The sequence below is a fragment of the Actinomadura madurae genome (assembly GCF_047130825.1).
GTDB classification, from domain to species: Bacteria; Actinomycetota; Actinomycetes; order Streptosporangiales; family Streptosporangiaceae; genus Spirillospora; species Spirillospora madurae.
Genome location: NZ_CP083237.1, coordinates 5282822 through 5294572, shown reverse-complemented (window position 1 = coordinate 5294572; position 11751 = coordinate 5282822). Strand labels below are relative to the sequence as shown.

11 protein-coding genes are annotated in these 11751 nt (G+C 67.6%); all 11 read left to right on the top strand.

What is annotated here, in order from left to right; genetic code table 11:
- Positions 1-38: 38 nt before the first annotated feature.
- Positions 39-920: an SMP-30/gluconolactonase/LRE family protein gene (locus K8Z49_RS23895; RefSeq protein WP_412515241.1), complete on the top strand. Its 882-nt coding sequence runs from the start codon at positions 39-41 to the stop codon at positions 918-920.
- 100 nt (positions 921-1020) lie between these two features.
- Positions 1021-2217 (top strand): TetR/AcrR family transcriptional regulator, encoded by a 1197-nt coding sequence (locus tag K8Z49_RS23890; protein ID WP_412515240.1) that lies wholly within the window; start codon positions 1021-1023, stop codon positions 2215-2217.
- 68 nt (positions 2218-2285) lie between these two features.
- The gene (locus tag K8Z49_RS23885; RefSeq protein ID WP_412515239.1) at positions 2286-3296 is read left to right on the top strand and encodes an NADP-dependent oxidoreductase; all 1011 of its coding nucleotides are present in this window, start codon (positions 2286-2288) and stop codon (positions 3294-3296) included.
- Positions 3297-3510: 214 nt separating this feature from the next.
- The gene (locus K8Z49_RS23880) at positions 3511-3678 is read left to right on the top strand and encodes a hypothetical protein (protein ID WP_412515238.1); all 168 of its coding nucleotides are present in this window, start codon (positions 3511-3513) and stop codon (positions 3676-3678) included.
- A complete protein-coding gene (locus tag K8Z49_RS23875) occupies positions 3675-4082 on the top strand; it encodes a hypothetical protein (RefSeq protein ID WP_412515237.1) in 408 nt (135 codons plus the stop codon). Before K8Z49_RS23880 ends, K8Z49_RS23875 begins: the two co-directional genes overlap by 4 nt.
- Positions 4083-4420: 338 nt before the next feature.
- The gene (locus tag K8Z49_RS23870; RefSeq protein ID WP_412515236.1) at positions 4421-5869 is read left to right on the top strand and encodes a purine-cytosine permease family protein; all 1449 of its coding nucleotides are present in this window, start codon (positions 4421-4423) and stop codon (positions 5867-5869) included.
- A 53-nt stretch (positions 5870-5922) separates the two neighbouring features.
- A complete protein-coding gene (locus K8Z49_RS23865; RefSeq protein WP_412515235.1) occupies positions 5923-6852 on the top strand; it encodes a nitrilase-related carbon-nitrogen hydrolase in 930 nt (309 codons plus the stop codon).
- 59 nt (positions 6853-6911) lie between these two features.
- Positions 6912-8750: an amidohydrolase gene (locus tag K8Z49_RS23860; protein WP_412515234.1), complete on the top strand. Its 1839-nt coding sequence runs from the start codon at positions 6912-6914 to the stop codon at positions 8748-8750.
- Between the two features lie 32 nt (positions 8751-8782).
- Positions 8783-9796, top strand: a complete 1014-nt coding sequence (locus K8Z49_RS23855; RefSeq protein ID WP_412515233.1) for a LacI family DNA-binding transcriptional regulator — start codon at positions 8783-8785, stop codon at positions 9794-9796.
- Positions 9797-10210: 414 nt separating this feature from the next.
- On the top strand, positions 10211-10768 hold the full coding sequence (locus K8Z49_RS23850; RefSeq protein ID WP_075021522.1) for a TlpA family protein disulfide reductase: 558 nt from the start codon (positions 10211-10213) through the stop codon (positions 10766-10768).
- Positions 10769-11620 (top strand): cytochrome c biogenesis CcdA family protein, encoded by an 852-nt coding sequence (locus K8Z49_RS23845; protein WP_412515232.1) that lies wholly within the window; start codon positions 10769-10771, stop codon positions 11618-11620.
- Positions 11621-11751: the final 131 nt, after the last annotated feature.

Sequence of the window (11751 nt, the reverse complement as noted above, 5' to 3'; positions counted from 1 at the left end):
CGTTCGAAGGGCAGCCGCCAACCCGAAATGGAGTGAACATGAAACTGCACGAACTCACCCAATTTGCAGCGGGCCACCAGTTCCTCGAAGCCCTGCGCTGGCACGCGGGTGCGCTTTGGGCCAGTGACTTCTTCAGCAAGGAGGTTCTCACCTTCTCCGCTGACGGAACGGCGAACGTGGCGGCGGAGATTCCCGGGGCGCCCTCGGGGCTGGGCTTCCTTCCTGACGGTTCCACCCTCGTGGTGTCGCAGGCCGATGCCGCGGTGCAGCGGATCGCCGCCGACGGAGCGGTGAGCATATACGCGGACTTCAGCGCTATCGCCGGCGGCTTCGGCAACGACATGCTCGTCACCCCGAGCGGTCATGCCTACGCCGGCAACTTCGGATTCGCTCTCGGGGCGGAGGACCCCAAACCGACGAACCTGGCCCACATCGACCCGCGAGGCCATGTGAACCGTGTCGAAGGCGACGTCTTCTTCCCCAATGGAATGGCTCTCACACCCGAGGGCGTTCTCCTGGTGGCCGAGACGTTCATGCACCGGATCGGCGCATTCGACATGGGGCCGGACGGGGCGTTGTCGAACCAGCGAGTGTGGGCCCAGCTCGACGACTCGTATCATCCCGACGGCATCGCCCTCGACAGCGACGGGGGCGTATGGTTCGGAAACGCTCTGACTCTGGGCGACGACAGCGGCTTCTACCGCGCCGTGGAGGGCGGGGAGATCACTGACAAGATTCCCGTCTCGGGCGCCCAGGCGACCGCCTGTGCCTTCGGCGGTGAGAACCTCGGCACGCTGTACATGAGCTGCAACCACACCACGCTGGAGGATTTCGGTGCGGGGCGCTCGTCCGCGGTGATCGCCGCCGCCGACGTCGGGCGCGCTGGTGCGCCGACCACGTCGAGCGCCGCGCCCGTCTGAGACCCGAATTCCTCCTCAGCGGGGCCGGGGCGTGCGGACGCCCGGCATCTGGTCCTCGTGTCGATATGATTATTGGACCGCCAAAGAGGAGACTCCAGCAATGGACAAAGAAATCGCAGGGTCGTCCAAAGCACGCCCCCGTGACCGACGACTCCAGATCGCCAAGAACGCGGGCGAGCTTTTCAGCGCCCGGGGTTTCCATTCGGTCCGAATGGAAGACATCGCCGAGGCGAGCGGAATCACCGCACGCGCTCTTTACCGTCACTATGAAAACAAACAGGCGCTGCTGGCCCACGTCGTGCTCGAGGACCAGCAGCGAATGCTCGAGACGCTGTCCGAGCTCACGACGAGGCCCAACGAGAAACGCGACCTCGGCGGCAGCCTCAGCGCCCTCGCCGAGGCCGCGCTGGAAGGTCGCCGGCTGTCACTGCTGTGGCAGCGCGAGGCCCGTCATCTGGGCGCCGATGACTATCGCCGCGTGCGCTCCCAGACGCGGCTGATCGCGAGGCAGTTCGAATTGCTGCTGATCAAGTCCGAGTACCCCGATCTCGACGACGCGGCCTCCGATATCAGGAGCTGGGTCCTGATGAGCATCCTGTCCAGCCATGCCCACTATGAGTACGCACTCTCGCGCCAACGCCTCACCCGGGAACTGATCGCCGCGAGCGAACGGGTTCTCGCCGAGCCGACGGTGGATCCGGTCGCCGGATCCGGCGCCGAGGGCGTCGCCAGGACGCCCGGTTCACGCCGTGAACAGCTGATCGCTTCGGCGGCGAATGCCTTCCGGCGCCATGGATACGCCGGGGTCAGCATCGATGACATCGGAAGCGAGATCGGCATCGTCGGCCCGGCGCTGTACCGGTATTTCGACAACAAGGCCGACATCCTGATCGCCGCGGTCACGCGTCTCCACGAATGGCAGGCGCTGGAGATGGCGCGGGCGATGCACACCTCGCGATCCGACGAGTCCGTACTCACCGCTCTGGTCGAGGGCTACATCCGCGTCGCGCTCGAAGCGACCGACCTTCTGGCGGTCTCGATGACCGAGCGTCTCTATCTGCCGGAACCTGTCAGTGAACGCTTCGACCGGATCCGAGCCGACTACATCGGCGAATGGCAGCGATGGATGTCGATTTCGCGGCCCGAGGTCCCCGAGGCACAGGTAGCCGTGCTGGTCAACATCGCCAAGACGATCATCGACGACTGCGTGCGGATCCCGCACCTGTGCAAGTACCCACGCTTTGCCGCCGAGCTGGCGTCTGCCGCATTCGCGACGCTCGGGCTCCGGAGCCCGTGAGCTCGGCACCACCGGACCGCCGTCGACAGCCTTCTGAAGCGCTGTTCTGTATCGAGAGGACTCCACACATGAGCTTCAAGTCACGTCAGATCGAACTGGTTTCCCGTCCACACGGCTGGCCGGACCCGACGAACTTCCGGATCGCCGAGACCGAGGTGCGCGACCCCGGCGACGGGCAGATCGTGGTCCGCAATCTGATCATGAGCGTGGATCCGTACATGCGAGGGCGCATGAACGCGGCGAAGTCCTACGTGGCGCCGTACGCGATCGACGAGCCCCTTGAGGGCGATGCGATCGGTGAGGTCGTCGCGTCGCAGGTCGCGGACTTGAGTGAGGGCGACATCGTCCTGCATTCGGCCGGGTGGCGTGAATACGCGCTCATCGACGCCGGCTCCGCCGAGAAGGTGTCGGCCGACGAGGCGCCGCTGGGCGCCTATCTCGGTGTTCTCGGGATGCCCGGCATGACCGCCTACTTGGGCTTGTACAAGGTGGCGGAGTTTCGCGCCGGGGACGCGGTGTGGGTCTCGGGTGCCGCGGGAGCGGTCGGCCAGATAGCCGGCCAACTCGCCAAGATCGGTGGCGCCGCGCGGGTGGTCGGCAGTGCGGGCTCGGCCGCGAAGGTCGCCCTGCTGACCGAACGGTTCGGCTTCGACGCCGCGTTCGACTACCACGAGGGGAGCCTCAAGGACCAGGTGGCCGAGGCGGCGCCGGACGGGCTCGACGTGTACTTCGACAACGTGGGCGGTGAGCATCTGGAGGCCGCGATCGGCGCGGCGAACCTCCACGCGAGGTTCGCGCTCTGCGGAGCCAGTTCCGCCTACAACCTCACGACCGTGCCACCGGGACCGCGCAACATGACCATGATCCTCTCGAAGCGTCTCCGCCTCCAGGGATTTCTGGTGTACGACCACGAGGCGGTCCGCAAGGAGTTCATCGAGACGATGGGACCGTTGGTCGGCAGTGGCCGTTTGGTTTGGGACGAGACCACTTTCGACGGCCTCGAGAACGCACCCGAAGCGCTCCTGGCCATGCTCACTGGAAAGACGACCGGCAAGACGCTGGTCAGGCTTGCGAACTGAATTCACCATAGGCCGCCTGGGCGGGGGCCGGACGACTCCGTATCCGGTCCATGGGATCACCGTCTCGTAGCACCGGTGCCGGTCTGACCTGGGGCCCAGCTTCTTGCCGCGGTCCCAGGTCACCGCCCCAGTGCGACTGAGTCGGCACGTTCACGCCGGTCCGGGCGTGATGTTGCTGGCGGAGCACTCTTCCTCTCTGGTGAAGAGCACGGGCATGGCGACGCTCCTGGTCAAGTTGGGTGGTTTCAGTGCAAGACGGTGGGTGACGGCGCTGGTCGGGTGGCTGCTCGTCCTGGGTGTGGTGGCCGGTCTGGGTGTTCTGCTCGGGGGCACGTTGCAGGACAGTGACTCCATTCCCGGTTCACGGCCGAAGCGGCGTTGACCAAGCTGGAGCGGCACTGGCCGGAGCCTGCCGGCACGCCTGGGCAGATCGTGTTCCAGGCGCCGTTGGGCCGTTCTCTGGCCGCGAGCGGGCTGCGGGAGTCTGTCGCGTCGACGCTGGAAGCGACCGGTCGGGTGGACGGTGTGGTCGGGGTCGGTGATCCGCTTGAGGACGGTGAGGTCTCCGCGGACGGGCGTACTGCGGTCGCCGAGGGTCTTTTCGAGGCCAAGCTGGAAGGGGAGGCGGCCAACAAGACGTTGCTGGCCGTCAAGAACGCGGCTGGTGAGGCGCGCGCGGCGGGTCTTGCGTGCGCAGCGCGGCGCCGGGGAATTCGGCGTCAGGCATCGGCCTGCGTCCGCGGCGTATGGGGCCGACGACCGATCGGGCGCCAGCGTTCTGGATAGCCCGTTCCAGTGCGTGGTCGGGGTCATCACCCTCGCTCGTGTCCGTGACAAGCGTGGATTCGACCTGATCAAGACGTTCCCGGCGCAGAATCCGCGCGTCATCTGGTGCAGCGGCGACCGAAGCGTGGCGTCCCGGCCTGCCTGGCGAGGGTAACCCCCGGGGGGTTAGGCGGCGGGTCATCCCTCGGGATCGGGGTTCCCGCAGGTCTGCGCGGCAAGGGTATTGCGGGATCGATCCCGCACAGCTTACGCTTCGGGCTCCAGCATGCGTCCAGCTTCATTGCGGAATCGATTCCGCATGAAAAGCCGGGCGAGGGGACGAGGAAAGAGGACAGCCCATGACCGGGACAGTCCACTCGCAGGCGCCCGCCAGCGGCGGCGGCTCACCGCCGCTGGGAGCGGAGGCGCGGTCGATCGACTTCATTCCGAACGAGGAGCGGACCGGCAAGGCGTGGCATCTGGGCACGGTCTGGTTCGGCGCGAGCGTCAACCTCACGGGCCTGGCGACCGGCTTCGCCACGCTGTCGATCGGTGCATCGCTGTTCTGGACGGTCGTCGCCACGGTCTTCGGTTCACTCTTCGGCACCTTCTTCATGGCGTTCCACTCCGCGCAGGGCCCGCAGCTCGGACTGCCGCAGTTGGTGCAATCCCGCCCGCAGTTCGGCTATGTCGGTGCGGCGCTGACCGTCTGGGTGTTCGTGCTGGTGAACTATGTCGCGTACAACACCTCGGACGCGCTGCTCTCGGGGGCTTCGGCGAATTCGCTCAGTGGGATGTCGAAGAGCCTGGGGTACCTGATCGCCGCGTTGCTCGCAGCGGTGCTGGCGTTCTGCGGCTATCACTGGATCCACCGCGTGTACCGCTGGCTGATGTGGCCGATGCTGGTCCTGCTGGTGCTGTGCACGTACGCGGCCTTGACCAGCGACAGGCTGCCCTCGTTCACTCCGGGTCCGTTCGAGCTCGCGCCGTTCATGTCGGTGTTCGTGATCGTCGCGGGCTTCCAGCTCGGCTGGGCGCCGTATGTGTCCGACTACTCGCGTTATCTGCCGGCCGGTGTGGGCGTCCGCTCGACTCTCTGGTGGACCTACCTGCCCAGCGCGATCTCCGGGATCTGGGTGTTCGTGCTCGGTTCGATCGTGTCGGCCGCCGTGCCCGGCGCCGATCCCGTGACCGCGATCCGACGCACCGGCGACTCGCTGTTCGCGGGCTTCGGCGCGGTCCTCGTGCTGTTGATGCTCGTCGGGCTGGTGGCGATCATGGCGGTCAACCAGTACGGCGGCAGCCTGACGATGCTCTCGATGGCCGATTCGTTCTGGGCGCTCAAGCCGACCAAGCGGGCCCGCGCCGGGTCGATCGCGCTGATGTCGCTGGTGGTCTTCGGCCTCGCGCAGTCCGTGGGGATCGACAGGTTCAACGAGTTCTACGGCAACGCGCTGGTGTTCCTGGCCTATCTCTTCACGCCCTGGACCGCCGTCAACCTCGTCGACTTCTTCTTCGTCCGGCGCGGCAAGTACGTGATCGGGGAGATCTTCAACCCGAACGGGATCTACGGCCGCTGGGGTTCGCAGGGCATCACCGCGTATCTCGTCGCGATCGCTTTGATGGTCCCGTTCATGGTCACGACGCCGTTCACCGGCTTCCTCGCCAAGCAGCTCGGCGGCGTCGACTATTCGATCTTCGTCGGCCTGCCGGTCGCCGGTGGCCTGTACTGGCTGCTCACCCGCAACCTGGACCGGACGCGGGAGGAGGCGATGGTCCGCGACGAAGCCCTGCTGCCACGGCACTGAACGCCGCCACCGGAGAACCCCACATCGAGCACCTGAACAGGAGCCACAGGTAGATGCGTGTACTGACCGCGTTCGAGCCCCCGGCGTCGCCCGCGCGTACGCGCGACCCCGAGCGCGCGCCGCTGCGCGTCGGGGTGGTTCAGCAGCGGTTCCACCCCGACCCCGCAGAAAACCGGCGCGCCCTGTCCGAAGGCGTGCGCATCGCCGCCGAGCATGGCGCACGCCTGGTCTGCCTGCAGGAACTGACACTGTCGCCCTATTTCGCCAGCACCCCTGACGGCCTCACGTCCGGCGAGGTGGTCCCGGAGGACCTGATCACGGGACCGACGTACCGCTTTGCCGCCGAGCAGGCCGAACGCTTCGGGATCCACGTCCACGCGTCGCTTTTCGAGCGCGTGGACGGAGAGAAACGCGGTTACAACACGGCGATCGTCGTCGCTGCCGACGGTTCGGTAGTGTGCCGCACCCGCAAGCTGCACATCCCCGTGACCAGGGGCTATCACGAAGACCATTACTTCCTGCCCGGGCCGGCGGGGAGCGGTGCCTTCCCTGTACTGCCACTGGACGACGCGCGCCTCGGCTTCCCGACCTGCTGGGACCAATGGTTCCCGGAAGTCGCCCGTGCGTACTCGATCGCCGATGCCGATGTGCTGGTCTTCCCGACGGCGATCGGCTCGGAGCCAGGCCATCCCGACTTCGACACCCAGCCGCTCTGGCAGCAGGTGATCACCGGGAGCGGCATCGCCAACGGCATGTTCATGGTCGCGGTCAACCGCATAGGCGCGGAGCCGCCGCTGACCTTCTACGGCAGCTCGTTCATCTCCGATCCGTACGGGCGCGTCCTGGTCCGGGCGCCGCGCGACGAGCCGGCCGTGCTCGTCGCCGACCTCGACCTCGACCAGCGCCGGGACTGGCTCGAACTCTTCCCGTTCCTGTCCACTCGGCGTCCCGACGCCTACGGGACGCTCGCCGACACGCCCTAGCCGGGCGGTCGCCACCCCAGGTGCGGGCTCTTCACCCGCATGCCTGAGAGGAGAAACAAATGGTCCGTGTGTTCAGACGAGGCTGCTCGACGGACCGCCGAGCGGTGCTGGGCATGGGTCTGGCGTCCGTCGCGGTCGCGGTGGTGCCACAGCCGGCCGCCGCGAAGGCGAAGAAGGCCGACACGGTGTTCACGAACGGCTACGTCTATACCGTCGATGCCAGAGAGACGATCGCCCAGGCGGTCGCCGTACAGGCCGGAAAGATCCTCTTTGTCGGCAGCGACCATGCGGTCAAGCGGTTCATCGGTTCCCGCACCAAGGTCATCGACCTCCAGGGCAAGATGCTGATGCCCGGTCTCCAGGACGCGCACATGCACCCATTGAGCGCCGGCCGGGCCCTGGCCGGATGCGATCTGCAGCAGGCTTCGCTGACCGTCGCGCAGACCCAGGCCAAGATCCAGGAGTGCTTGGACGAGACCGCGGAACGCGAGGAGCCGGACGGGCTGTTGCGCGTCACCGGCTGGTACTACGAGTCGATGCTCCCCGACGGCGTCAAGGTGGACAAGTCCATGCTCGACGCGCTCAACACCAGGCGGCCCATCATCGTGAACAACCGCGACGGCCACACGAGCCTGGTGAACTCGCGGGCGCTGGAGTTGGCGAACATCACCGCGGCCACGCCCGATCCACCCGACGGCCGGATCGAGCGGGACGAGCAGGGCAACCCCACGGGATTCCTGGCCGACGGCGCCCGTGACGGCATCAAGGCGGGTCCGACCGCGCCGCCTCCGCTGGAGCCGGACGGCCCGACCGCCGTCCGGGCCGCGTTGAAGGCGATGAGGGCCCAGGGCGTCACCAGTGCCCGCGAGGCGGCGACCACCGAAGCGTCGCTGGCCTCCTTCGAGGCGGTTCGCCAGGAAGGAGACCTCACCGCCCGTATCTTCGCCTCGCCCCGGATGGGCGACGACGACGTGGCGGACCCGGGCGAGGCGGCTCGGCGCGTGCTGGCGCTGCGTGACGAATACGACTCCGGGACCACGGTCGCGCCGGGCCTTCGGATCAACAACGTCAAGATCTTCGGAGACGGCGTCGAGCAGTACCCATCACAGACGGCCGCGATGCTGGAACCGTACTGGGTCAACACCGGCACGCCCGAGGATCCCCACTGGGAGCCCGGCACCCATACCGGCGAACCGTTCATCAAGCTCCCGGCGCTCAAGGCCCTGACGCTGAGGCTGGCGCAGGAGGGCATCGGCTCGCACGTTCACGCCATCGGCGACCGGACCGTGCGCGAGACGCTGGACGCGTTCCAGCACGTCCGCCGGAAGGTCCGGGGCAAGCCGCCGCGCCTGTCGATCGGCCATGCCGAGAACGTCGACCCGGCGGATTTCGGACGCTTCAAGGAGTTCGACGTCACCCCGGTCATGTCGTTCCAATGGGCCAAGCCCGGTCCGAACATGATCGACGCTCTCAAGGACTATCTGGGGCCCGAGCGCTTCAACCGGGTCGAGCCGATGGGCAGCCTGCGGCGGGCCGGAGCGCGGGTCGCCTACGGCAGCGACTGGCCGGTGGACCCGCTCGACGAATGGTTCGCCTTGCAGGTCGGCATCACCCGGATGACCAGGCCGACCGACCCCTACTACGAGATGGGACGGCTCGGCACCGATCCCGGCCTGTCGGTCCAAGACGTGATCAAGGCGGTCACCATCAACGCGGCCTACGACCTCGGCCAGGAGAAGACCACCGGCTCGATCGAGAAGGGAAAGTTCGCCGACCTGATCGTGATCGACCGCAGGCTGCCCCACATCCCGCCGGCGGACATCACGAACACCAAGGTTCTCATGACGATGGTGGGAGGCGAATTCGTGTACGACGCCGCCCGGCCGGACGCCTCGTGATCGCCTGATCCTGGGTCGGTTATCGTGAAAACGTGCCCAAGACGCGTACGGTGACCCTCCTCGATGTCGCCCGCGCGGCCGGCGTATCACGTACGACGGCGTCGGCCGCGTTGGGCGGCAGCGGACGAATCTCTGACGACACACGTGAGAAGGTCGTCATGGTCGCCGAGACCCTGGGCTACACCGCCAACCCTGCGGCGCGCAACCTCCGGCGCGGGCGGCTCGGCGTGCTCGGGATCTCCCTGCCCGGCCAGGTGGCGGGCATGGAGTTCTACATGCGCTTCGTCCTCGGAGCCGCGGAACGCGCGCGCGCCGACCACTTCGCGGTCACGCTGCTCGAGGCCTCGGACATGCCCGCGGCACTGGTGAGCGATTACGTCGACGGGCTCATCGTCGTCGACCCGCTCGTCGACGATCTCGACGTGGCGGCGCTGATGGCCTCCGGCAAGCCGGTGGTGACCAGTGAACGGTACCTCGGGGACGGGCCGCCCCCCGTGGGCGTCGTCGAAGGCGATCACCAGGCCGCGCTCGTCGAGCTGCTCGACCACCTCGTCGCCCAGGGAGCGACCATGCCCGCCCTGATCGCGCCGGGCGACAACTCCTCGTGGGGCCGGACCCTGCACTCGGCCTACCTCGGCTGGTGCGAAGCGCGCGGAATCGTCCCGCAACTGTCCGACACGGCCTTCAACGCCACCCGGTCGAAGGTGTGGCAGGTGACACGGGAACTGCTCACAAAGTCGCCTCGCCCGGACGCGATCGTCAGCGCGCCCGACGGCGCCGCCCTCGGCGTGCTCGACGCCGCGCGGGAGCGGGGCCTGCGCGTCGGCCACGACCTGCTGGTCGCGGCGTGCGTCGACAGCACCCCGTTCGAGTTCGTCCAGCCGTCGATCACCGCGCTGGACCAGCACCCACGAGACCTCGGCGGCCACTGCGCGGAGGCCCTGCTCCGACATCTCGCCGGCGGCCCGGCACGGGAAACCGCCGAGCGCCATCGCATCGACCTGGTGGTACGGGAGTCGACGGCGGGCGGCATCAGCGTCCACTGAACGCGACACGGGCCGCTGGTCGAGCGGCGGCCGTCGCCCCGGGGGGATTCGTGCCCCGGCCGTTGGGTTCACGCGGCGCGTCCGCGCCTGACCCGACCGTCCCCGCCCGCGCGGAGATCTTGAATACCGCCGCGCGGGCGTCGCCCGGTTCGGTCACGTCACCGCGTGTCACCAGCCTCGCCGCGCACCAGGCCCAACCCGAAGAACTCGCCGCCTGGAGCATCGGCTAAACCAACATCGCCGCCGCTGACCGCCACCAAGCCCCGCCCCAGAGCCCACTCCCTGCCCGATTCACCTGCACGGACGCAATTTTCGGCGGGCACAAAGGTTGGGGTGGGCGTTTGGTTCGGTCCGGGCGGTGACGTCATCGACATGTAAGGGTCGGCGTGGACAGAGCAGATCTACCGTGACGGCATGAAGATGTTCAGTCTGTCCCTCTCCACGCTGGCAATCGTGCTGACCGCATGCGGTGGTGAGACCGCTGAGCCGGGTGTCGCCGCGTCGTCGGCGACGGTTTCAGCACCGACGAGCGCGGCGTCGAGCAAGGCGCCCGTCAAGGAAGCACCCGCGTTGCTGAGGTTCCAGGGAGCCAAGCTCGATGGAACGGCGTTCGACGGCAAGAGCTTGGCAGGCAGGCCGGTAGTGCTCTGGTTCTGGGCGCCGTGGTGCCCCAAATGCCAGGCCGAGGGGCCCGCGGTCGCCAAGGCCGCTCAGAAGTACGGCGACAAGGTCGCCTTCGTGGGCGTCGCCGGGCTCGACAAGGACAAAGCGGCGATGGAAAGGTTCGTTTCGCGCACCGGCACGTCCGGGATCGTCCAGCTGGACGACCGGACCGGTGCCCTCTACAAGCACTTCAAGGTCACCTCGCAGTCCTCTTATCTGATCGTGAACCCCGAGGGTGGCAGCCACTCGGCGGTGGGTCCATTGGACGAGGCCAAGCTGTCCTCCCTCATCGACAAGCACGCCCTGTAAATGGACGACCTCGCACTCGCGTTGGCCGCCGGGTTGGTCGCGGCTTTCAATCCGTGCGGCTTCGCGATGTTGCCTTCGTTCCTGGCCCTGCTGGTTTCCGGGCCCGGTGGTGCGGCGCGGGCGTTGCGGTTGACGGCGGCCATGACGTTGGGCTTCATCACCGTCTTCGGAATCTTCGGCCTGGTGATCAGCATCGCGACCGCTCCGATCCAACGGCACCTGCCGTGGGTCACCGTCGTGACCGGCGGGCTCCTGATCGTGCTCGGCGTCTGGCTGGCGTCCGGGCGGGAACTGCTGCTGCGGCTTCCGCGCCTGAACGTCGGCGGGCCGACCGGCTCGTTCGTCGCCCTCTACGGATATGGCGCTTCCTATGCGGTCGCCTCCCTGTCGTGCACCATCGCGCCGTTCCTCGCCGTCACCGGGCTGGTCTCCGGGAGCGGCGATCTGCTGGACGGGCTGGCCGCGTTCGTCGCGTACGGTGTCGGAATGGGCCTGGTCGTCGGACTGCTGGCCCTCCTGGTCGCCCTTGCCCAGGAAGCCGCCGTCCGAAAGACCCGAGCGGTCCTTCCCCACGTCTCGCGAGCCAGCGGGGTGTTCCTGCTCCTGGCAGGCGTCTATGTCGGCTACTACGGCTGGTACGAGTTGCGCCTCAACGCCGGAGCCTCCGCCGACGACCCGGTCGTTGGTACCGTCACTGACATTCAGGGGCAGGTCACCACATGGCTCGACGCCCTCGGCGTCCGCTGGATCGCCGGAGCCTTCGCTCTCGCGGTCGTCCTGGCAATGGCGCTCCGCACCCACAGACGCAGGAAGCAGTCCGCTTCTCCTTCGGTAACCGACAACGTGATGTGAGCCGTAGGCTCCGTCATCAGCATGAGCATCCCCTTGTGCGGACGCGACCCGGCCCACGTCCGAACGTGATCGAAGCGACACGTTCACACCAGATCCCCCGCAGTCCAAGCCCCTGGTGCATTGACCGCATA

Bases quoted from the DNA above. Each gene is read 5' to 3' on its own strand.
- K8Z49_RS23885 (WP_412515239.1), top strand. From the start codon at position 2,286: ATGAGCTTCAAGTCACGTCAGATCGAACTGGTTTCCCGTCCACACGGC.
- K8Z49_RS23865 (WP_412515235.1), top strand. From the start codon at position 5,923: ATGCGTGTACTGACCGCGTTCGAGCCCCCGGCGTCGCCCGCGCGTACG.
- K8Z49_RS23860 (WP_412515234.1), top strand. From the start codon at position 6,912: ATGGTCCGTGTGTTCAGACGAGGCTGCTCGACGGACCGCCGAGCGGTG.
- K8Z49_RS23850 (WP_075021522.1), top strand. From the start codon at position 10,211: ATGAAGATGTTCAGTCTGTCCCTCTCCACGCTGGCAATCGTGCTGACC.
- K8Z49_RS23870 (WP_412515236.1), top strand. From the start codon at position 4,421: ATGACCGGGACAGTCCACTCGCAGGCGCCCGCCAGCGGCGGCGGCTCA.
- K8Z49_RS23880 (WP_412515238.1), top strand. From the start codon at position 3,511: ATGGCGACGCTCCTGGTCAAGTTGGGTGGTTTCAGTGCAAGACGGTGG.
- K8Z49_RS23890 (WP_412515240.1), top strand. From the start codon at position 1,021: ATGGACAAAGAAATCGCAGGGTCGTCCAAAGCACGCCCCCGTGACCGA.
- K8Z49_RS23895 (WP_412515241.1), top strand. From the start codon at position 39: ATGAAACTGCACGAACTCACCCAATTTGCAGCGGGCCACCAGTTCCTC.
- K8Z49_RS23845 (WP_412515232.1), top strand. From the start codon at position 10,769: ATGGACGACCTCGCACTCGCGTTGGCCGCCGGGTTGGTCGCGGCTTTC.